We start from the raw sequence: 23,025 nt of genomic DNA, 5'->3' as shown, positions 1-23,025 counted from the left end.
TTTCACGTGTCAAATCCTTGGCAGGACGCGCGCCACACCGGCGCCAGCTTCGCGCCAGCTCCGCGCCAATGTCGCGCGGCCCCGAGTGTTGCGCCCAATCCGCGCTTTAAAGAATTGGTTGTATTACAGAACAATATTCCGTTGACAATTGATTTTCTTAAACCTAAGATTCCAGCACTGCATGGAAACGTTTCCATACAATGAAGAATAAACAGGAGACCCAATGAATCATCCCAAGGCGAAGCAAAAACTGATCAGCCTGGCCGTGGCCGGCGCCTGCGCGGCGATCGTGTTCCCCGCCCACGCGCAAGACCAGGTGCAGAACCCGGCCCAGGCGCAGGTGCAGGATAACGGCGTGGCGCCGGTCGCCACCCCCTACGATAGCGCCGCCCCCGGTGCGGTGCAGCAGGTGAAGGTCACCGGCCTGCGCCAGTCGCTGGCCTCGTCGCTGAACCTGAAGCGCAATTCGGACGGTATCGTCGACGGCATCGTGGCCGAGGACATCGGCAAGTTCCCCGATACCAACCTGGCGGAATCGCTGCAGCGCATCTCGGGCGTGTCGATCGACCGCTCGATCGGCGAAGGATCGAAGGTCACCGTGCGCGGCATCGGCCCCGACTACAACATGGTGCTGCTCAACGGCCGCCAGATGCCGACCTCGAACCTGGGCGACCTGAACGGCCGCGCCTTCGACTTCGCCAACCTGGCCTCGGAAGCGATCTCGCAGCTGCAGGTGTACAAGACCAGCCGCGCCGAGACCCCGACCGGCGGCATCGGCGCCACCATCAACGTGGTCACCGCACGGCCGCTGGACAAGCTGGGCACCTGGTCCAGCATCGGCGTCAAGGCGGTGCACGACACCACCAACAACAACCTGCCGGGCGACGTCAAGGCCAGCAAGTCGACCACGCCGGAATTCTCGGGCATCTACAGCACCACCAGCGCCGACGGCAAGTGGGGCCTGGGCATCAGCGCCAGCTACCAGGAACGCAACCTGGGCTACAACCAGGCGTCCGTGTCGAGCGGCTGGAAGGGTCCGTTCCGCGGCGACGAGAACAACTGGGGCACCATCCCGGCCACCGGCGCCGTCAACCGGCCCCAGGGCAGCACCCTGTACGAGGTGCCGCAGAACCTGAACTACAGCTTCTCGGGCGTCAAGCGCCAGCGCACCAACGGCCAGCTGACCCTGCAGTTCGCGCCGGTCAAGGACCTGGTCACCACCCTCGACTACACCTACTCGGAAAACAAGATCCAGACCAAGCGCAACGACGTCTCGGCCTGGTTCAACTTCGGCCCGTCGACCTCGACCTGGACCAATGGCCCGGTGGCGGCGCCGCTGGTGTACACCGAGCAGATCTCGCCGGCCACCAGCGACATCGCCATGGGCGGCGGCGACTTCGCCACCAAGACCCAGAACAAGTCGCTCGGCTTCAATGCCCAGTGGCGCGCCAATGCCGACCTCAAGCTCGAGTTCGACGCGCATCGTTCGACCGCCGAGTCGAAAGCCGACAGCCCGCTGGGTTCCTTCAACACCCTGGGCACCGCCAGCTTCAGCCGCGGCGATACCTCGGCCGACTTCTCGCACGACTTCCCGGTACTGTCGATCGCCGGCGCCGACTTCGCGCGCGCGCCACAGCAGGTCACCGGTTCCAACTTCCAGAACGGCTACATGAAGGGCGAAGTCGACCAGGCGCAGGTGAAGGGCCGCCTGCGCATGCTGGAATCGTCGAACCTGAACTTCGGCCTGGGCGCGACCGAGGTCAAGAACCGCTCGGCGCTGTCGAACAACCAGAGCGACACCTGGGGCGGCGCCACCAAGGCCTCGGACTACCCGAGCAGCCTGTTCCACCCGGCCACCGTGCGCGGCTACTTCGACCAGATCGACGGCAGCGGCAACCCGAACCTGTTCAACAATTTCTACACCTTCAACTTCAACGAGGTGCGCCAGGTCGCGGCCAGCGCCACCGGCAAGCCGCAGCTGTACACGGCCAAGACCACCTTCGACCAGGACCAGCGCACCACCGAGAAATCGAAGTACCTGTACCTGCAGTTCAATACCGACTGGGACACGGCAATGCCGATGCACACCGCGATCGGCCTGCGCTACGAAAAGACCGACGTGCTCTCGACCGCGCTGGTGCCGGCCGCGAACTCGATCAGCTGGGGTTCGCAGAACGAATTCTCGGTCAACTTCGGCGCGCCGACCTTCACCACGCTGGGCGGCAAGTACAACAACCTGTTGCCGAGCATCGACTGGGACATGGACGTGCGCCCCGACATGAAGGTGCGCGCCAGCTACGGCGAGACCATCGGCCGTCCGCGCTACGACCAGATCGCCGGCGGCCAGATCCTGGATTCGCTGGCGCGCGTGGAAGGCGGCACCGGCCACCAGGGCAACCCGGCGCTGAAACCCGTCAAGTCGAAGAACTTCGACCTGTCGTTCGAGTGGTACTACGCCAAGCAGAGCTTCGCCTCGGTGAACGCGTTCTACAAGGACCTGGACAACTTCGCCGGCCAGTCGCAGTTCCTGGCCACGCCATTCAACCTGCACACCCCGGTCGGCGGCACCTTCTGGAACGAGGCGCTGGCGCGCGGCTGCGGCAATGCCGACACCACCTGCATCCGCAACTACATCTTCCGCAACCATGCCGGCGCGCCGGGCGTGGTGCGCGGCGCGGACGATGCCAACGGCAACGCCACCGGCACGATCACCGGCCAGCAGAGCGACCCGATCGCCAACTTCCGCATCACGACTTCGTCGAACCAGAAGAAGGCCAGCCTGAACGGCCTGGAATTCAATCTGCAGCACATGTTCGGCAACTCGGGCTTCGGCCTGCAGGCCAACTACACCTACGTGCACTCGGGCCTGCGCTACGACAACACCTCGATCGGCGAGCAGTTCGCACTGCCGGGCCTGTCGAACTCGTACAACCTGGTCGGCATCTACGAGAACGACAAGTGGAGCGTGCGCACCGCCTGGAACTGGCGCGGCGAATTCCTGGCCTCGACCTTCGACAGCGCCGGCCCGAACCCGGTGTACGTGGAAGCCTACGGTCAGCTGGACGTGAACATCGGCTACAACGTCACCGACCGGCTGACGCTGCAGTTCGAGGGCATGAACCTGACCGATTCGATCACCCGCACGCACGGCCGCACCAAGCAGATGGTGGAGTACGCGACGCAGAACGGCCCGCGCTACATGGTGGGGGCGCGGTACAAGTTCTGATGAAAGCGTTCGCCTGACGAGTCAGCGCTGAAACGTCGTCCCCGCGCAGGCGGGGACCCATACTGAGCTTCCGAAGTCGGTACGTTGAGAGGCGCTGATACGACGCCGATGCCGGTTGCTATGTATGGGTCCCCGCCTTCGCGGGGACGACGGCCTTGAGGCCGGCGCACGGGCACACTTGCCCGACCAACTTTTTCAACAAACTAGAAGTTGTTCCAAAGACAGCTTTTCAGGTAGACTCATGCAGTCCGGTTCGACATGAAAGCTGTGATGAGCAACACCATCGAACACATCGTGGTGGTCGGCGGCGGGTCCGCCGGCTGGCTGGCCGCCGCGGTCTTCGCCGCCGAGCATCCGTCGCTGCGCGTAACGCTGGTCGAATCGCCCGGCGTGGCGCCGATCGGCGTCGGCGAAGGCACCTGGCCTTCGATGCGCGACACGCTGCGCCGCATTGGCGTGTCGGAATCCGACTTCCTGCGCGAATGCGACGCCGCCTTCAAGCAAGGCTCCCGTTTCGACCGCTGGGTCGACGGCAGCGCGCGCGACACTTACTTCCACCCGTTCGTCCTGCCCCAGGGCTACGGCGACGCCAACCTGGCCGCTGCCTGGCAGCGCATCAAGCGCGACACGCAGCACGACATCGCGTTCGCCGAGCTGGTCAGCTTCCAGCCGCACCTGTGCCTGCACGGGCGCGCACCCAAGCAGCCGCACACGCCGGAGTTCGCCGCGGTGGCCAACTACGGCTACCACCTGGATGCCGGCAAGTTCGGCGAGTTCCTGCGCCGCCACTGCACCGACCGGCTCGGCGTGCGCCACCTGCGCGCCCACGTCGACGCCATCGAATCCCACGAGAACGGCGACATCGCCGCGCTGCGCCTGCGCGAGCGCGCGCCGGGCGAAGAACGCTTGACCGGCGACCTGTTCATCGACTGCACCGGCATGCAATCGCTGCTGCTCGGCGGGCACTACGGCGTGCCGCTGGTGGAAAAAAAGGACGTGCTGTTCAACGACCGCGCGCTGGCGCTGCAGGTGCCGTACGCCACCCCGGACGCGCCGATCGCTTCCCAGACCACCTCCACCGCCCAGCGCAGCGGCTGGATCTGGGACATCGGCCTGCCGACCCGGCGCGGCATCGGCCACGTGTATTCGAGCGCCCATTGCAGCGACGAGGATGCCGAACGCGACCTGCGCGCCTATGTCGCCGCCACGGGCGGCCCGGCGCCGCAGGACCAGCCGGCGGCGCGCAGACTGGCCTTCGAGCCGGGCTACCGGGCGCGCTTCTGGCACCGCAACTGCGTCGCGATCGGCTTGTCGAGCGGCTTCATCGAACCGCTGGAAGCGTCGGCGCTGGCGCTGGTCGAGATGGCCGCGGCCTGGCTGGCCGACGACATGCCGGCCACGCGCGCCCAGGTCGACGCGGTGGCGGCGCGCTTCAACGAGGCCTTTACCTATCGCTGGGAACGCGTGATCGAATTCCTCAAGCTGCACTACGTGCTGTCGAAACGCGCCGACAGCCCGTTCTGGATCGAGCACCGCGAGGCACGCACCATGCCCGCGCGCCTGCGTGAGCTGCTCGACCTGTGGCGCACGCGTCCGCCGTCGCGGCGCGACTTCCCGCGCATCGAGGAAGTGTTCCCGGCCGCCAGCTACCAGTACATCCTGTACGGGATGGGTTTTACGCTGGACGGCGCGGCGCGCGCCTCCGACCTGCCGCGGCTGGCTGACGAGTGCGTGCGCGAAGCGGCGCGCCTGGCCGCCAAAATGCTGCCGGCGCTGCCGTCCAACCGCGAACTGCTGACGCACGCGGCGCGGCGCGGCCTGCCGCGCACCTGAACCGCACCACATACCAATAACAAACGAAGAGAGACACACCGATGCCCAACCACGTACTGCTCAACAGCGTCGACCACAAGGACCTGCGCGTGATCACCGCGCGCGGCGCCGCCTACGGCGATGCCGTCATGTCGGCCCTGACCTTCCCGGCCGAGTTCCGCGAACTGCAGGCCAGCTACCCGATCGTGTTCGCCAGGACCGCCGACGGCATGTCGTTCGACCCGGTCGCGCTGCTCGGCTTCGAGGAAGGCGAGAACCTGTTCCTGGTCGAGGACCACGAGACCGGCCAGGCGCGCTGGGACGCGCCGGCGATTCCGCTCACCGTCGAGCGCCAGCCCTTCATGATCGGGCGCGGCGCCGAGGAACTGTCGGTGCACGTGGACCTCGACAGCCCGCGCCTGTCGACCGCGCCCGGCGTCGGCGAGGCGCTGTTCCTCACCTACGGCGGCACCAGCGAATACCTCGAGCGCATCGCCTCGGTGCTGCGCACCATCCACGAAGGCTTGACGGCCTCGCGCGGCTTCGTCGCGGCGCTGATGGAACTCGAGCTGCTGGAATCGTTCGCGCTCGACATCGAACTGGACGACGGCTCGCAGAACCGCCTGGCCGGCTTCTACACGATCCACGAAGAACGGCTGCTCGACCTGCCGGCCGAGCGCCTGGAGCGCCTCAACCGCGCCGGCTACCTGCAGGCGATCTACATGGCGGTGGCCTCGCTGTCGCAGTTCCGCGGCCTGATCGAGCGCCGCAACCGCGCCAACCGCGACCGCCACGCACAGCGCGCCCGGGCCGGCTTCGATGCCATCCGGGTCTAGCGATATGCTTAGCGCCATGCCGTCCGCGCCGATACCCGCACCGACACCCGCGCCGATGCGCGAGATCGCCATTGCGCCGGCCGCGCCCGGCGCACGGCCCGCATTGCCGGACGAGCTGCTGCGCGCCACCCGACCGTACATCGTGCGCGGCCTGGCCGCAGGCTGGCCGCTGGTGCGCGCCGCGCGCGACTCCATCGATGCCGGCGACGCCTACCTGCGCCGCTTCTACCGCGACGCCACCGTCAACGCCATGCTGGGCAAGCCCGAGATCGGCGGGCGCTTCTTCTACGACGACACCCTGAGCGGCTTCAATTTCTTTTCCGTGCGCGCGCGCCTGGACGCGGTGCTGGACGAGATGCGCGGCCACCGCGACAGGGACGCCGCCGCGCCGGGCCAGCCGCAACCGGCGATCTACGTCGGCTCGACCACGATCGACACCGCGCTGCCGGGCCTGCGCGCCGACAACGACGTCGACCTGCACGGTCGCGACGCGCTGGCCAGCATCTGGATCGGCAACCGCACCCGCATCGCCGCGCACTACGACCTGCCGGACAACCTGGCGGTGGTGGCGGCCGGACGCCGCCGCTTCACGCTGTTCCCGCCCGAGCAGCTGGCCAATTTGTACATCGGCCCGATCGACTTCACGCCGGCGGGCCAGTCGATCAGCCTGGTCGACGTGACGGCGCCCGACTTCGCGCGCTTTCCGCGCTTCCGGCAGGCGCTGGAACACGCGCAGGTGGCCGAACTGGACGCCGGCGACGCCATCTTCATCCCGTCGATGTGGTGGCACCACGTGGAGGCGCTGGCGCCGTTCAACGTGCTGGTGAACTACTGGTGGCGCCAGTCGCCCGACTACATGGACACGCCGACCAACGCGCTCATGCTGGCGCTGCTGACCATGCGCGAACTGCCGCCCGAGCAGCGGCGCGCCTGGCAAGAGATGTTCCGCCACTATATCTTCGAGCCAGACGCCGAGGCGCTCGATCACATTCCGCCGCAGGCGCGCTACGCGCTGGCGCCGCTCGACGACGAGCGCGCGCGCACGCTGCGCGGCCAGCTGCTGAAACGCATAAACCGTTAATACAAAAAGACGCGCGCACGAGGGGCGACGCGCCAGGAGACCCACATGGAACACGACAAACAGAACGGCCCGATCCGGCGCGTGGTGATCGCCGGCGGCGGCACCGCCGGCTGGATGGCGGCGGCGGCGCTCTCGCGCACGCTCGGCAAGGTGCTCGACATCAAGCTGGTGGAATCCGACGAGATCGGCACGGTCGGCGTCGGCGAGGCGACCATTCCCTCGCTGGTGCACTTCCACCGCCTGCTCGACATCGACGAGCGCGAATTCATGGCTGCGACGCAGGCCACCTTCAAGCTCGGCATCAGCTTCGAGAACTGGCGCGCGCGCGGCGAAGACTACATCCACTCGTTCGGCCTGACCGGCACCGACCACTGGAGCGCCGGTTTCCAGCACTTCTGGCACAAGGGCCGCGAGCGCGGCCTGGCGCACGACTACGGCGACTATTGCCTGGAACTGCTGGCGGCCAGGGAAAACCGCTTCGCCCACCTGCCCAAGGATGGCTTGAACTACGCCTACCACCTGGACGCCACCCGCTACGCGCGCTACCTGCGCCGCTTCTCGGAACACTTCGGCGTCGAGCGCATCGAAGCGAAGATCGCCGCGGTGGAAAAGAACGAGGCCAGCGGCCACATCGCGGCGCTGCGCCTGGATTCGGGCAGCCGCGTGGAGGGCGACCTGTTCATCGATTGCACCGGTTTCCGCTCGCTGCTGCTGGGCCAGGCGCTGGGTGTCGAATACGAGGACTGGTCGCGATGGCTGTTCAACGACAGCGCCATCGCGCTGCAGACCGAGTCGACCGGGCCGGTGGTGCCGTACACGCGCGCCATCGCCCACGACTGGGGCTGGCAGTGGCGCATCGGCCTGCAGGGCCGGGTCGGCAACGGCATCGTGTTCTCCAGCCGTCACGTCGACGACGACACGGCGCGCGCCGCGCTGCTGGCCAATGTCCAGGGCAAGAAACTGACCGAACCGCGCACGATCCGCTTCCGTCCCGGCCAGAGAAAGCAGGTGTGGGCCGCCAACTGTATCGGCATGGGCCTGGCCAGCGGCTTCCTGGAACCGATCGAGTCGACCAGCATCCACCTGATCCAACGCGCCATCGTGCGCCTGCTGCAGCTGTTCCCGACACACGGCATCCACCAGACCGACATCGACGAGTACAACGCCCAGGCGGCGGAAGACATCCGCACCATCCGCGACTTCATCATCCTGCACTACAAGGTCACCAACCGGCGCGACACGCCGTACTGGGAAGCCGCGGCGACCATGGACGTGCCGGAATCGCTGCGCCACCGCATCGCGCTGTTCCGCGACACCGGGCGCGTGTTCCGCCTGCAGAACGAACTGTTCGCGGAAAACTCCTGGGTGCAGGTGATGCTCGGACAAGGGATGATGCCGGCCACCCACCACCACACCGCCGACCTGATGGGCGACGAGGAACTATCCGGCTTCCTGGAAGGCATCCGCGCCAACGTGCGCCGCACCGCCTCGCAGCTGCCGCAACACGGCGACTACGTGGCGCGCTATTGCCCGGCCAAGGCCTGAGGTGGGCACATCCATGAACTCGACCAGCATCGATGCCGCCTTCGGCGACAGCAAGCGCCACTACCCGATCCTGGACGGCCTGCGCGGCGTGGCGGCGCTGATGGTGGTCGCCTTCCACCTGTTCGAGGCACATGCGCCGAACCGCTTCGAGCAGCTGATCAACCACGGCTACCTGGCGGTCGACTTCTTCTTCGTGCTGTCCGGCTTCGTGATCGGCTACGCCTACGACGACCGCTGGCAGCGCATGACATTTGCCGACTTCTGCAAGCGCCGCCTGGTGCGCCTGCATCCGATGATCGTGATCGCGATGCTCATCGGCGCCCTGATGTTCCCGTTCCAGGCCAGCGGCATCTTCCCGAAATACGCCGGCGCCACGGCGGGCGACGTGCTGCTGGCGCTGGTGGTCGGCATGACGCTGTTGCCGCTGCCGCCCTCGATGGACGTGCGCGGCTGGGGCGAGATGCACGCGCTGAACGGGCCGGCCTGGTCGCTGTTCTTCGAGTACGTCGCCAACCTCCTGTACGCGCTGGTGATCCGGCGCTTTTCCAATACGGCGCTGGCAATCCTCGTGTTCGTGGCCGGCTGCGCGCTGGCGCAGCACACGGTGTGGGGACCGAACGGCGACGTCATCGGCGGCTGGTCGCTGGAACCGGCGCAGCTGCAGCTCGGCTTCACCCGCCTGATGTACCCGTTCTTCGCCGGCCTGCTGCTGTCGCGCATGGTGCGCCCAAGCCGCATCGCCCATTCTTTTCCGCTGTGCGCGCTGCTGGTGGCGGCGATCTTGGCGATGCCGCGCGTCGGCGGTGCGTCGACGCTGTGGATGAACGGCCTGTATGAAGCGGTCTGTATCATCGTGCTGTTCCCGCTGGTGGTCTGGCTGGGCGCCAGCGGCGCGGTGGCGGCGGGAGCGCCTGCGCGCGTCTGCGGCGTCCTCGGTGCGATCTCGTATCCGCTGTACATCGTGCATTACCCGATCGTGTACACCTACACCGCCTGGGCCGTGGACGGCAAGGTCAAGTTGGCGGACGGCTGGCCGGTGGCGCTGGCGGCGTTCGGCGCCAGCGTGGCGCTGGCCTGGCTGTGCCTGACCTATTATGACGTGCCGCTGCGCCGCTGGCTGGGGCGGCGCCTGGTCGAGGGACGCAGCGGCGCCCGGCCGGTGCAGGCCGCCGCGGCCGCGGCCGGCGCTGCCGACGAGGCGAGCGCGCCGGAACGCTGAATCGACCCTTCCTGGAGAACGACATGCTCGTGCAGCTCGCACCGGACCTGTGGCACATGGAGCGCGGCATGACGGCCGCGGGCGTTCCCGTGACTTCGCGCATGACGGTGGTGCGCTTCCGGGACGGCCGCCTGTGGATCCATTCCCCGGTGCGCTTCGGCGCCGAGGTGCGCGAGCAGCTGGCTGCGCTCGGCGAGGTGGCCTGGATCGTCGCCCCGAACCTGGCCCATCACCTGTTCGCCGGCCATTGCCGGCGCCAGTTCCCGGACGCCGCGCTGTACGGCCCGCCCGGCCTGGCGCGCAAGCGCAGCGACCTCACCGGTTTGCATCCCCTCGGCGAGCGGGTCGAACCGGCGTGGGCCGGCGAACTCGACCAGGTGCGTTTTCCGATCCCGCTGGTGCAGGAAACGGTGTGGTTCCACCGCGCCTCCGCCACGCTGGTCATGACCGACCTGGTGCAGTGCTGGTGCGGCCGATTGGACTGGCGCGCCGCGCTGTATGCGCGCGTCACCGGCGTGCGCGGCCGGGTCGACGTGCCGCGCACGGTGCGCCTGGTGGCACGTGAAAAACACACGGCGGCCGCCGCGCGCAGCGTGCTGGCCTGGCCGTTCACGCGCGTGATCACGGCGCACAACGCCATCATCGAGCGCGACGCGCATGCGCTGGTGACGCGCGCCTTCGCCCGTTTCGGCGTCTGAAGACATCGTCAACGCCCGATGTGCTCGTAGAGGATCAGGCAGCCGATCCCGATCAGCACCAGGCCGCCCATCAGTTCGGCGCGCTTGCCGACGATGCGGCCCAGGCCGCGCCCCAGCATCACGCCCAGCGTCACCATCACGAAGGTCGCCAGGCCGATCGCGCCGGCGGTGGTGAAGATGTTGGCGTCGACCAGCGCCAGGCCGGCGCCGACCACCATCGCGTCGATGCTGGTGGCGAAGCCGGTGATCGCCAGCAGCCAGAAGCCGTGGCGCTGCGGCTTGTCCTCCTCGTCCTCGTCGGCAGACACGCTCTCGCGGATCATGCGCAGTCCCAGCACGCCCAGCAAGGTAAAGGCGATCCAATGGTCCCAGGCGTCGACATAGGGGGCGGCGGCGTGGCCGAGCGCCCAGCCGAGCAAGGGCGTCAGGCCTTCGATCACGCCGAAGATGGCGCCGGTGCGCAGCGCTTCCCTGAGCTGGGGCCGCTGCAGGGCCGCGCCCTTGCCGATGGCGACGGCAAAGGCGTCGGTGGACATGGCCAGGGCGATGGCGGCGGTGGCGAGGAAATTCATGTAGTGCTTTCGGCCGGGCGCAAACGAAAGGTACGCCCGCGCGGCCCGGTCACGGCGCGCAGGCATACCAAAGGTCTTGCCAACCTAAAAGGCTGCCCGTACCACGGCGCTGGAGACGTGCGCGCCGAGTGTGTTGATACGGGAACTTCCGGGGACGGAAGCAGGCTACTCCCCAATGGAATGCGCGCATCTTACACGATCCGCCGGCAAAACTGAAACAAAAAACCCGGCGCGGCCGCTGACGGCCGACGCCGGGAAAGGGAGGAGAAATCAGTGGCGTGCGGGTGCCGGCCGGCGCGCGCCGGCGCCGCGTTCATGGCTGCGTTCGGCGCTGTCTTCGGCGATGGATTCGGCCAGCAGCGCCGCCGCGCCGTGCAGCGCCGGATAAGGCTCGGTGACCAGCCAGGTCGGAATACGGGCCAGGTAGGGCTGCAGGCGTCCCTTGTCTTCGAAGCGCGCGCGGAAGGCGGAGTCGTGGAACAGCCGCCCGAGGCGCGGCACGATGCCGCCACCGATATACATGCCGCCGGTGGCGCCCAGCGTCAGCGCGACGTTGCCGGCCACGCTGCCCAGCACCGCGCAAAAGGTCGCGACGGTGGCGCGGCAAGCGGCGTCGTCATCCGCCAAGGCGCGCCGCGTAATCTCGGGCGCAGGCAGGTGCCGTGCGGCCGTCACCGCGTGGATCAGCTCCAGGCCGGTGCCGGACAACAGGCGCTCGGCCGAGACGTGGCCGAAGCGCTCCTGCAGCGCATCCAGGATCCGCGCCTCGGCGCGCGTGGCCGCGGCGAAGCTGGCGTGGCCGCCCTCGCCCGCCAGCGCGATCCAGCGCCCGCCGCACGGCACCACGGCGGAGACGCCCAGGCCGGTGCCGGGTCCGACCAGGCCGATCGGCCGGCCCGGCGCCGCCACCGGGCTGGCTGAACCCGGACCGGCGCCGGTGCTCGTGCCCGTGCTCGCGCCGACGGTTTCGCGCTGGCCGGCGCGCAGGTGCGGCAGCGCCATCGCCAGCGCCTGGAAATCGTTCAGCACCAGCAGGGTGTCGAGCCCGCGCTCGGCGCGCAGGGCAGCGATCGAAAAGCGCCAGTGGTGGTTGGTCATGCAGACGGCGTCGCCCTCGACCGGATTGGCGATCGCCAGCGCCGCGTGGCGGATGCCGTCCACCGCCAAGCCGCGCGCCGCCGCCCGTGTCAGGTAGGCGTCGAGCGCGGCGCCGATGGTGGCGTGTTCGCTGCAGGCCAGCACCCCGATGTCGACGAAACCGGCGGCGGCGGCCAGGCCGGCGCCACCATCTCGCGCATGCGCCGTCGCATCCTGCAGCGCGAAGCGGGCATTGGTGCCGCCGATGTCGGCCAGCAGGCGCAGCCCGGCGCCGGCATCGGCGTCCGCGCCAGCGGCGGCGCGCCTGCCCGGCCCGGCGGGCGCGTTCATCGCAGGTCCTCGCAGCGCACCGCGTCGGCGTCGCGCGCCGCGCCGCCGACCACGTCGACGTTGCCGAAGGCGGCCGCGAAGGCGCCGCTGCTGGCCACGCTGAACGGCGCGCGCACGCGCGCCAGCTCGACGCCCTGCGCCGTGAAGCAGGCCAGCGGCACCTTGACCGATTGCTTGCCCTTGCCGGCCAGTCGCGCGAACAGCGCGGTGGCGTCGAGCGGACGGCCGCAGGCGCCCGCTCCCTGGCTGGAAGCGCCATCGCCGCACAGCATCGCCAGCGTCACCTTGCCGGCCGGCGCCGTTTCGACACGGGTATCGAAGCGCAGCGCGCCGTCTTTCACGATCGCCGCCGGCAGCGCCAGGGCGTCGGCGCCGCGCGCCTCGTAACGCGCCGCGTCGGCGCCGGCGCTACCGTCCCAGGTCACCAGGCGCGCATCCTGTTGGGTATTGATCTGCGCCACCGCCGCGCTGATGCCGGGCAGCGCGATGGCCGCGTTGAGGTCGCTGCCGGGAGCACGGCTGGCGGCGCCGCTCCGGAGCACGATCGGGAAGCTGGCGCGGTCGGCCTGGCCGAACAGCGGGAACACGTTGGAGGCGCTACAGCCGCCCGCCGGGTAGCGCGTGTCCAGCCGGCCCAGGCGCGAGCGGGCGCCGTTCGCGAGCCCGTAGCCGTAGGCGAACAGCGGCGCATTGGTGGTGGTGTAGCCCGGATCGCCGAGGTTCAGCGGCGTCTGGCACACGCCCCGCGGCCACGAGAACGACAGCTTGCCGCGGAAGTCGTAGCGCGGCGCGCCCGGCTGCGCCACCAGCAGGTCGGACACGCCCTTGCCTTCGGTGCCCGGCAGCCAGGCGGCGATGAAAGTGTCCGACAGGTTCAGCAAGTCGTTGACCCACAGCGGCCGGCCGGACAGGAACACCGTCACCACCGGCGTGGCCTTGGCCCTGCCCTTGACCGCCTGCAGCAGCGCCAGGTCGCCGGGATAGCGGCTGCTGTGGCGCAGCGTGCCGGACAAGACGATGTCGCCGTCGCCCTCGGCATACGGGCCTTCGCCGACCACCGCGATCACCGCATCGAAGCGCGACGGATCGACGTCCTTGCCGTCGGCGCTGTAGCTGACGTTGGCGGCGCCGGCCGCGGCGCGGATGGCGGCCAGGATTGTGTCGGCATTCGGGAAGTCGGCGTTGACATTGGCGGTGCCCTGCCAGGTCAGCGACCAGCCGCCGGTCTGGTCGGACATGGTGTCCGCCGCCTTGCCGACCACCAGGATGCGTTTCGCCTTGCCCGCCGCACCCGTCGCCCCGACCGCGAGCGGCAGCGCCGGTCCTTCGTTCTTCAGCAGCACCAGCGACTCGCGCACCGCGCGCCGCGCCAACTCGCGCGCCTGCAGGTCGGCATCCTTGCCGGCATAACGGTTGTCGGACGGGCGCTTGCCGAACAATCCGGCGCGCAGCTTGACGCGCACGATGCGCGTGACCGCGTCGTCGATGCGCGCCATCGGAATGCGGCCGGCCCGGACGTCGTCCATCGTGTTGGCGATGAACGCTTTCCAGTCGTTCGGCACCATCACCATGTCGACGCCGGCATTGATCGCCTGGGCGCAGCGGTCGTTGCGGCAACCGCTCACTTCGCCGATGCCGTTGTAGTCGGTGACGATGAAGCCGTCGAAGCCCATCTGCTCCTTCAGGATCTCGGTCATCACGCGGCGGCTGCCGTGCAGCTTGCCATGGTCGACGCCGGACACCACGTCATTCCAGCTATTGAACGACACCATCACCGTCTGTGCGCCGGCCGCCAGGCCGCTCAGGTAGCCCTGCGCGTGGATCGCGAGCATCTCCTGCTCGCCGACCCTGGTCACGCCGGTGTTGACGCCGTTCTCGGTACCGCCGTCGCCCATGAAATGCTTGATGCTGGCCACCACGTTGGCGTCGTCCTTGAACGCGCCCTGCATGCCCGCGATGTAGGCGCCGGCGTACTCGCGCACCAGGCGCGGATCCTCCGAGAAGCTTTCGTAGGTGCGCCCCCAGCGGTCGTCGCGCACTACGGCGACGGTCGGCGCGAAGGCCCAGGCGATGCCGGTGGCGCGCACGGCGCGGCCGGTAGCGGCGGCGATCGCGCCGACCAGCGCCGGATCGCGCGCCGCACCCAGGCCGATGTTATGCGGGAACTGGGTAGCGCCGTACAGGTTGTTGTGGCCGTGGACCGCATCGGTACCCCAGATCACAGGCACCTTGACCGCCATGTCGGTCGCCATCGACGCGTCGTGGAAGGCGTTGGCCATCGCCAGCCAGTCGCCGGCGGACGCGTGCTTGTCATCGCGCGGCCAGCTGCCGCCGCCGTTCAGCACCGAGCCGAGGTAGTAGGTGCGCACGTCGTCCGGCGTGACCATCTTGATCTCGGCCTGGGTCATCTGGCCGATCTTCTGCGCCAGCGTCATCTTGCCGACGATGGCGGCGACGCGCGCTTCCAGCGCCGGGTCCTTGCGGATGGCGCTGTCGATGTGAGGCCAGTCGGCCTGGATACGTTTTGCCGCGGCCGGCGCCGCTGCGGGCTGCATGACAGGCTGGTTCTGCTGCGCCTGGGCGGCCAGGACCGGGATCGCCAGCGCGACGGCCAGCGAAAGCGCAAGGCGCGCGCGTGGACGCGGACGCAACGCGCCGCGGCGGTAAATGGTGCTCATACGGTGTCTCCGTGTTGTCGTTATGCTGTCGGCGGCATCCAGGCCACCCGATTGGAAACGATTCCAATCCAATGCGCAGATAGTGAAGGGAATCGGTTGCGATGTCAACCGGGAAGTATCGATGGATACCCGGGCGCCGCACGCGGCCTGTCCGACGATGTGCCGAAGGCGCGGGGAGCGCACGATGCGGTGCACCCCAGTCCCGGCACACCGTGCCTCGATCACGCCCGGCTGAAGCGTCCCGTCGTGGCGGTCAGCGTGGCGCCGCACGTGGTCTTGTGGCCTTCATACGCGACTGCGATGCCATCGATGAGATGGTGCGGATCGCCTTCGGCGATGGTGCATTTGTCGTGCCCCTTGATGGGACAGCTGCAGACATCGCCCACGCGGGCGACGGCGATGCCGTCGACCGTGAAATGGGTGGCACCGACGCTTTCGACCTTGCCGCCGTGGGAGGTGGGATCGCCGAGACGTATCACGTTGCGCATGGGTCAGCCTTTGTGGTCTGGTAGGGTGGCGCCGTTCTGGCCGTCGGCCGGGTTGCCGGGCGCGGTACCGGAACCGTGTGGATCGGCGGCGCCAGCCGGCGCAGGTGATGCCGCTGCCACCGCATGCGGCTGGGCAGGCGCGTCGTCGTAGCTGACCAGCTTCCATACGGTGCCGCTGCGATAGGATGGTCGCTCTCCCTTGAGTTTCTGCCATAGCGACGGCTCACCGAGTGCCATCACATGCGGCATCCGTTCCCCCGATTTGAAATACCGGCGCGCTCCGCCTTCGACCGGTCCGGCTTCATCCGCCTGCCACCAGCCGGTTTGCGGACAGGTACGGCCAGTGGCGGCGAGTTCTCCGAGCGGTAACCGTGGGGCGGACTCGGCGTGTGCATTCTTGTTTGGTGAAGCGGTGGTGGGACGTACGCGGATCGAACTGGTGATCTTGTCCCATACTGCCAGGGCTTCCTCGTCTGTGAGACTAGCCTTGGTTGCGCCCGCAGCATTGTCGGAAACACCAGTTTGAAGCTGGATGTCTGCGTAAGGTTTGTACGGATCACGCGCTACGCCTAAAAATTTTGCCTGGAAATCGTGATGCGTATGTGAGCCATCCTCGTCCGGCGAACGCATTAACACTTCGTAGCCGGTTTTCCAATCACCGATTTCGCGTGTACTCTCGCGCAAAAATCTGGTGGCTGCTAGTACCTTCGCTTCCTCTGGGGTCATCGGATCGTTCCTAATGCGATCGAACTGTCTCTTCAATGAGTCACCTTCTGGATCGTCCGGGTTGGAAGGCGCGACGTAAATCGAGAAATGCGCATCAGGAATTTCATCCAAACGAACACCGATGCGGACATGTTCAAAGGATCGATTTTCATCGACGCCAGCCCTATCCAGCAAAAACCCGTTCTCTAAACAATTTCCCGGCTCACTAGGAATTTCATTCGGCAACCGCTGGCGCAATCTATTAGCAATACTCTTAATTTCCGCAATCGCCAAATTTTGATCTTCACGCATTGGACGTGATCTTATTACCACACCATCTTTGTTAAAACTGAAAAATCCACTGATTTTAAGTCCGTTAATCGACTCGAAACTTTCGTAGCCAGTAACAAGTCGGCCTTCAGGATGACCTGTTTGATCAACCGAAAGGAGTAACGGCACATTTTTTTGATTGATTGCTTTTTCGCTTTTCAGATCGGCTATAAACTTATCAGCCATATCCGCGACTTGCTTAGCACCATCGATATATACCTCTACATCTAGCGGCAGTGCCACTTCGCCCCATACGACTGTTGCGGCTGCAGGGACTTCGACGACGAACCTACCAAAACATACAGCCTTCGTTTTTGCAAAGACGTCTTGCAGACGTGGAGAAAGTGAAATCATGTTCGGTTTTTTCCATGAATTGGGCGTATGGTCGCAACCGCAAAAAATCAGAGCCACAACTAGACAAACAAAGCGAAACTTCCTCTTGCGTTTTGACACGCTCATATTTTACATCTCCAATTTGCACTTTGAGCTATACGGATAATGCTATAAAGGGTGGCGGCAATAACGCGCGCGTTTTTATAGCTAGATTGATGATCGTACCCACTTTGACGAAACACCGCCTTAAATACACCACTATTAAGTTGATAATCAGCGGATTGAGCAGGTACAGTTTGATCGCCGACTGACGTTGGCGGCGCTATTGTTGCGTAGATTGAGTCAGGCACACCTTCTTCTACAAGAACAAAATTTTTTGCATTACGGCCGAGCATATCCCATCGAACAAGCTCTAATTTACCTTGTTTCGAATCACTAATTATAGGCCATTCTTGCCAGCCGCTTGGATCAGCACAGTTCTCTCCAATTTCCCATATTACTTGCCCGAAGCTTGCCTGCTGTCTATCTGCCCCGTAATGTGCGTAACTATTAAGATGGAATGTGTTCGCAATCTGTTTGTGAAAAGATTGTGCGTAATCCAGGTATTCACATGTCCGTACAAATGTCCCACCTCCACGGATTGGAAGGTTCCCAGAGGGGTTTATCCAATCCTCGCGAAACAGTGCATACCATTTCCTCTTGATTTTATAGATCTCGCCATATGGATCTCCGTTTTTTGGCCAAGACTCCAAGTCATGCCCTTTATGTCGAATCCGAAGCCACCCATTTCCATATGATCCAGTAGGTAACAACTGCAGCCCGCCTGGCGAATTTGCCAGCACTGCAGTAACCTCGTCACCATAATTTCCTGAAACTTTGGCAGCAATGCTTGCTTCGGCTGCAAATGCCAAACCAGGATCTTCAAACCCCGCCTTCATCCTTTTGTAAGCCGCTGGCGCTCCGATCGCTGGCATGACACCGTGTATGACACCTAGAATCTTGTCTTGCATATTTCCGTAGGAAGGATGAACCAGTGCTCGCCCAACCAATCCGCCCATGGAATGAGTAACAACGATCACATGATTGCATTCATAACCAGATTGATTCAATTCCTCCATGACTCGATTGATACGACTTGCGATGTCTACAGCGCTCCTACCATTGGACTGCAGCCAGTTATAACCGAACGCATAAACTGGAAACCAGCAGCCAGATACTACATTCAGCAGTTCTTCTTCAGTTATTGCTTGTTGCGGCAAGCTCGCATGTGGCTGCCACGCCCCCGGATTAACACCAATTACATCGCGCCATTCATCCCGTACCTTGCCATCGAAAATTGTAAAGCCGAGACGCGATTCGAGGTGCTGCAGCAGCTTTCCATAGCTTTTGAAGTAGACTTCACCCCAACCTCGAGCACGCGCCTTTTGGACAGCTGTGCGTCCATTTTGTATAGTTACTTGATCATCCACGAGTAACGAAGAGTGGAAGTCCTTGTTCAGCTCTACATTACTATGTCGCCCGTCACCGCTGATATCGAAAGGCCCTGCAGGATCATAAATGTCGACGGTAGTTTCCAAGGGATCAAGTTGCAACTGTCGTTCTCGGGCGGAAAACTTGCTGTTCTGCCTAACGTTCCCCGCACCCAAAATATCTGGCCGCCATGAGATATTATCTTTCCGCTTCAGTTCCTGCTGCCGCTTTTGGCTCATGCGCAAATTCGACCCCATAATACCGGGCAGAAAGATAATTGGTAATACACGCTTGGGAAGAATCCGAGCACACTGTAGTTTTTTGTCTTGCTGCGGAGTTGCAAAACCCTCGGCTTTGCGAGCAGCATTCTTATGTTGTTTAGCAGGTAGACGGTGCTCTGAATTAGTCATCATAAGCTTTCGTTGATAAAACCTAGAGTGAAGGTAGCGAACCCTTCAGTCGTCAAGCGCCTCCACGACATATTGTCCGAACGGAATAACACTCTTAAAACGTTCGGTAATACCTTTTTCATCCGTTCGACCCTCGAACGTGCGCCCGTCTTCCGGCCACCTCTAAAAACCTCGGCTGACCTGACGCCGGCTGGGTAAAATCTTGAGATCGAACCAAGCCAGTGAGTGTCGCCGTGATGAAACCCCGGATCAGTCTATTTGCCGAGCAGGAGCGCGAGGACCGGCGCGCGAAGCTGGGCGATCCGCTGGTGGGCCTGGCCGAGCATGTGGATTTCGAGGCGCTGGCGGGGAGCATCGATGCCGCCGCGCCGCGTCCGTCGCGTGCCAAGGGCGGCCGTCCGCCATACCCGACAGTGTTGATGATCAAGATCCTGGTGCTGCAACAGCTCTACAACCTGGCCGACGACGCGCTGGAGTATCAGTTGCTGGACCGGCGCAGCTTCCTGCGTTTTCTGGACCTGACGGAAAGCAGCAGCATCCCCGACGCCAAGACGATCTGGCTGTTCCGTGACCGTTTGGCCCAGGCAGGCGTAGGCAATCAAGTATTCGAGCAAGTCCAGCAACAGCTGCTGTCGCAAGGCTATCTTGCCCGCTGCGGCCAGATCGTCGACGCTTCGCTGGTCCAAGCCCCGGTTCAACGTAACAAGCGGGAAGAGGCCGAGACGGTCAAGGAAGGCACGATGCCGCTAGGCTGGAAACCGCATAAGCGCGCGCAAAAGGACGTCGATGCCAAGTGGACCAAAAAGCACGGCAAGAATCATTTTGGGTACAAGCTGCACGCCAGCGTCGACAAGCGTTGCAAGCTGATCCGCAAGATCGCCATCACCCATGCTGCCGTAGCCGACACCACGGTCTTCGAGGAATTGCTCGACCTGAGCAACACAAGCCGGGATGTCTATGCCGACCGTGGCTACCCCAGTATCGAACGCGAAGCCAGATTGAAACAAGCCGGGTGGCGCGTGCATATTCAACGACGCGGCCATGCGACCAAAGGCATTTCCGAGACGCAGAAACGGCGCAACCGCGCGATCGCCACACCGCGAGCCCGTGTCGAGCATGTATTCGGCGCCCTGGCTCAAATGGGTGGAAAACTGGTGCGCTGCCTCGGCATCGTGCGCACGACCTTCGTCCTGCAGTTGAAGGCTGCCAGTTACAACCTCAAGCGTCTCGTATTCTTGAAAGAACGCGGTCTGGCACCGTTCTAAACCCACGGTTTGGCAGCCTGCGGCTGCCAAACCAGCCTGTTCATGTACGTGTCGCGATCAAAAATCGCGTTGTCGGAGAGTCGCGGCACGCTAAATCGTGGTTCAGATTGCCTGCTGACGTTCAAAACTGGGTTATTCGAGGTGGCCTTCCGTCGTAATCCGATACCGATGATTCTTGATCGGCGCATCACTACCTACCCAGCGCAAGATGACTTGCTGGTGGTGCGTGGCATCGGTTGTCGGCAGCGTAACGCCGGGCGGCGTTCCTCCACCCGGCCCGACGTGAATGAACTTGGCCGACTTGATGACATGGTCGCCACTGCTCTGCTGCGCGATCGTGCCGCCGCCGATATCGACCTGCGCCCCCTGCGCCACGAAACGCAGCTTGGGCGCCTGCAGCACGATCTCGTCGTTGGCAGTCAGCACGATGCGCTTGGACGACGTCAATTCGATATCGTCGCCATGCGCCTGCAATTCCAGCTTGCCACTGGCGGCCACCAGCTTCATGCCGAGCCGATGCGCGAACAGGCTGATGCTATCCGCTGCCCGCGCCAGCAGCTTCTTGCCGGCGGACAGCTGGGTATTGCCGACGCTGACCATGTCGACATGGGTCTGCGCGCCGATGGCCACGTTGTAATGGCTCGTCACGGCAATACCCGCGGGGGCCGACAGCGCCACCACAGGCTGTCCGCCACCGGTACCGTCCGAATCCGTATTGCTGCCGGCTTCCCACTGTCGCAGGTAGCCGATCAATTGCTTGAGCTCCTTGTCATCGCTCTCGTCGGCATAATGCGCCAGCGACAATTCGGACAGATGCTGCTGGACGCCCTGCAGTGCCTCCACCAGGCCGATCAGTTCCGTGCGGTCCAGCTGCTTGCCGCCGGCCTTGGTTCGTTCGCTCGCACTGATGAGTACGCCCTTTGCACCGCGCACCGCAACCGCGCCGTCGCTGCGCAACTCCGCCCCTTCGCCGCGCGCCTGTCCCCTGCCTTCGCTGCGGGGGTGGGTGAGCCATCCCAGGTTCAGCTCGCTATGACCGTGTTGTGAAGACAATTGCGCATTGATCTGGCCGGGCGTGTCATCCAATCGCAGCTGGTTGTAGCGCGTGCCCTGCACTTCCTTGCTCTTGATACCGGCCAGGTAGCGGTTCGCGGGCAGCGCACCGGCATGGCTGAAGGTCGGCGCCGCTTCGTTGCCATACACACGGGCCACGATGATCGGCTTGTCCGGATCGCCTCCGAGGAAATCGACGATCACCTCGTCGCCGACGCGCGGCAGCGCGATCGATCCGTAGCCGTTCCCGGCCCAGCTGCTGGCGACCCGCACCCACGCCGAATCCCGGTCGCTGCCGCTGGCACCGGCGCCGTGCGCATGGCTGTGGTCTTCCACGCGGGTACCTGGAAAGCGCACCTTGGCCCGTCCGTGTTCGTCGCAATGCACTTCCTCGCCCGGTGGACCGACCACGATCGCGCTCTGGAGTTGCGGGCGCGGCAAGTCGGTACGCGGGTCGAAAGCGGGTACGATCGGAATGCCGCGCCGTACGCAGGAAAAACGGTTGGCGTAGCGCGTGCCGCGTTCTACGCTCGCCTGGCGCAGCGCGTCGGCGGACGAGGCATCGTGCCACCCGTTGGCCGCGAACAGGCGGCGTATGGGCTCGTCGATGGTTTTCGGCAGGTTGTTTTCGGCGTCCACCTCGAGCGAGGTGACGATGAATTCCCGTTCCTTTTCCGGATGCTTGTCGATGTCGCGATGCCCGGTCAGGGTGAACCACTGCGCGACACAGAGCGCGCGCACGCTGCCTTCTCCATGAAACCATTTCGACTCGTATTCATGACGCTTCATGCGCAGTTCGCCGAGTTCGCAGTAATCGTCGCGATTGGCCCCCGCATGCGGCACGTCGATCAGGTAATCGTCCAGGCTGGCCGCAAAACGGTTGCCGGTCGTTCCCTGGTTGATGCACGACGCCGTCGTACTGGTCGTCGCGCGGCCCTGCAGATAATCCCAGGTCAGCCGACCGACGTTGCCGGGCTTGAGCTTGCGTACCGGACTCCAGGCGACGATGGCATCGCTCTTTTCGGTGGCGCTGTCGCGATGGAAGCGTATCGTGCCTGCAGCCTGTCGCGGCAACTTGAATGCATCGTCGAACAGCACCAACGTGTGTGCCGCGGTCTCCCGGGTCCGCAACGCGCCCGGCTGGCCCGGCCGGATGCACCAGGCGATCCCGCGCCGTTTCCACAGGCGGCGCAGGAAGTCGGCGTCGGATTCATTGTGCTGCATCGTGAATTCACGGGCCGGATAGGTGCCGGTAAGGCACGACCAATCGATATCGAAGGCTTTTGCGAGTACCGGATTACTTCGGCGCCATTCGCCCAGGATGATCCTGGTGATGTCCAGCTCGTTCAGGCTGCGGAAGACACGGGTATTGACGCGTTGCTCCATCAGCGCCAAGGCATCGCGGATGAACAATTCGTACGTGGCGAGGCCACCGTCGCTCTGGCCGGCCGCGGCTTGCGCGACGATGCCGCACACTGATCGCAGCTCGCCGCGATCCGTCACGAATTGCAGTTCGGCCGGCAAGGCGATGAATTCCTTCAACGCCAGATCGGCGCGCGTCGACACGCATAAAAGACGGTAATCCAGGCCCCCGCAGACCGTTTCCCTACCGACGACGCGCTTGACCAGCAAGACGTCTTCCAATACCTGCTGCGCATGTGACAACCGCAAACGGATGGGGCGGTCGGCCTCGGACATGCCGGCCAACGCCTCCATCAAGGCTTTCAAGTTCATTTGCACATCCCGGCCTCCGGCCATTTACCTGGACCCGGTCATGGTGACCTCCCTTCCACCATTTTTGGATGTCAAATGGAAACACTTTATGAGGTGGAATTGATGCATTGATCTAAAACATCAACATGTCAAATATCAGCGC

At 64.7% G+C, this 23,025-nt stretch carries 15 protein-coding genes and 1 riboswitch; of the genes, 8 read left to right on the top strand and 7 right to left on the bottom strand.

The features are described from left to right. Nucleotides 1–223: 223 nt before the first annotated feature. The 7 genes from HH212_RS20980 (at nucleotide 224) to HH212_RS20950 (ending at nucleotide 10,417) form a co-directional block, all read left to right on the top strand. Complete coding sequence (locus HH212_RS20980) at nucleotides 224–3,226, top strand: TonB-dependent receptor (protein WP_170204274.1); 3,003 nt, start codon at nucleotides 224–226, stop codon at nucleotides 3,224–3,226. Between the two features lie 270 nt (nucleotides 3,227–3,496). Then, nucleotides 3,497–5,059, top strand: coding sequence for a tryptophan halogenase family protein (locus HH212_RS20975; protein WP_170204273.1), 1,563 nt, complete (start codon nucleotides 3,497–3,499; stop codon nucleotides 5,057–5,059). 41 nt (nucleotides 5,060–5,100) lie between these two features. Beyond that, entirely contained in the window at nucleotides 5,101–5,874 is a 774-nt protein-coding gene (locus tag HH212_RS20970) for a SapC family protein (protein WP_170204272.1), read from the top strand. Nucleotides 5,875–5,929: 55 nt separating this feature from the next. Further along, on the top strand, nucleotides 5,930–6,955 hold the full coding sequence (locus tag HH212_RS20965; protein ID WP_170204271.1) for a cupin-like domain-containing protein: 1,026 nt from the start codon (nucleotides 5,930–5,932) through the stop codon (nucleotides 6,953–6,955). Between the two features lie 45 nt (nucleotides 6,956–7,000). Further along, nucleotides 7,001–8,500 carry a tryptophan halogenase family protein gene (locus tag HH212_RS20960; RefSeq protein ID WP_170204270.1) on the top strand — a complete coding sequence of 500 codons (1,500 nt, stop codon included), beginning with the start codon at nucleotides 7,001–7,003 and terminating at the stop codon, nucleotides 8,498–8,500. A 13-nt stretch (nucleotides 8,501–8,513) separates the two neighbouring features. Further along, the gene (locus HH212_RS20955; RefSeq protein WP_170204269.1) at nucleotides 8,514–9,719 is read left to right on the top strand and encodes an acyltransferase family protein; all 1,206 of its coding nucleotides are present in this window, start codon (nucleotides 8,514–8,516) and stop codon (nucleotides 9,717–9,719) included. 23 nt (nucleotides 9,720–9,742) lie between these two features. Continuing rightward, nucleotides 9,743–10,417, top strand: a complete 675-nt coding sequence (locus HH212_RS20950; RefSeq protein ID WP_170204268.1) for a DUF4336 domain-containing protein — start codon at nucleotides 9,743–9,745, stop codon at nucleotides 10,415–10,417. 8 nt (nucleotides 10,418–10,425) lie between these two features. On the opposite strand, the gene mntP is transcribed toward HH212_RS20950, so the two are convergent. From mntP to HH212_RS20920, 6 genes are all read right to left on the bottom strand, one after another. Beyond that, a complete protein-coding gene (gene mntP / locus HH212_RS20945) occupies nucleotides 10,426–10,989 on the bottom strand; it encodes a manganese efflux pump MntP (protein WP_170204267.1) in 564 nt (187 codons plus the stop codon). 5 nt (nucleotides 10,990–10,994) lie between these two features. Next, nucleotides 10,995–11,175: riboswitch (yybP-ykoY riboswitch) on the bottom strand. 84 nt (nucleotides 11,176–11,259) lie between these two features. Then, a complete protein-coding gene (gene glk, locus HH212_RS20940; RefSeq protein ID WP_170204266.1) occupies nucleotides 11,260–12,417 on the bottom strand; it encodes a glucokinase in 1,158 nt (385 codons plus the stop codon). Continuing rightward, a complete protein-coding gene (locus tag HH212_RS20935; RefSeq protein WP_170204265.1) occupies nucleotides 12,414–15,095 on the bottom strand; it encodes a glycoside hydrolase family 3 protein in 2,682 nt (893 codons plus the stop codon). The genes glk and HH212_RS20935 overlap by 4 nt, the downstream gene beginning before the upstream one ends. 221 nt (nucleotides 15,096–15,316) lie before the next feature. Next, entirely contained in the window at nucleotides 15,317–15,583 is a 267-nt protein-coding gene (locus tag HH212_RS20930) for a PAAR domain-containing protein (protein ID WP_170204264.1), read from the bottom strand. A 3-nt stretch (nucleotides 15,584–15,586) separates the two neighbouring features. Further along, nucleotides 15,587–17,077 (bottom strand): T6SS immunity protein Tli4 family protein, encoded by a 1,491-nt coding sequence (locus tag HH212_RS20925; RefSeq protein WP_170204263.1) that lies wholly within the window; start codon nucleotides 17,075–17,077, stop codon nucleotides 15,587–15,589. Further along, on the bottom strand, nucleotides 17,074–18,834 hold the full coding sequence (locus HH212_RS20920) for an esterase/lipase family protein (RefSeq protein ID WP_308633219.1): 1,761 nt from the start codon (nucleotides 18,832–18,834) through the stop codon (nucleotides 17,074–17,076). The genes HH212_RS20925 and HH212_RS20920 overlap by 4 nt, the downstream gene beginning before the upstream one ends. A 233-nt stretch (nucleotides 18,835–19,067) precedes the next feature. Here HH212_RS20920 and HH212_RS20915 point away from each other — a divergent pair, with 233 nt between their 5' ends. Continuing rightward, nucleotides 19,068–20,096, top strand: coding sequence for an IS5 family transposase (locus HH212_RS20915; RefSeq protein ID WP_170203683.1), 1,029 nt, complete (start codon nucleotides 19,068–19,070; stop codon nucleotides 20,094–20,096). 132 nt (nucleotides 20,097–20,228) lie between these two features. Here HH212_RS20915 and HH212_RS20910 read toward each other — a convergent pair whose 3' ends face one another. Then, on the bottom strand, nucleotides 20,229–22,883 hold the full coding sequence (locus HH212_RS20910; RefSeq protein ID WP_170204262.1) for a type VI secretion system Vgr family protein: 2,655 nt from the start codon (nucleotides 22,881–22,883) through the stop codon (nucleotides 20,229–20,231). Nucleotides 22,884–23,025 lie beyond the last annotated feature (142 nt).

The sequence above is a fragment of the Massilia forsythiae genome, assembly GCF_012849555.1.
GTDB classification, from domain to species: Bacteria; Pseudomonadota; Gammaproteobacteria; order Burkholderiales; family Burkholderiaceae_D; genus Telluria; species Telluria forsythiae.
The sequence above is the reverse complement of the archived record's forward strand: the minus strand, read 5'-3'. Positions and strand labels throughout refer to the sequence as shown.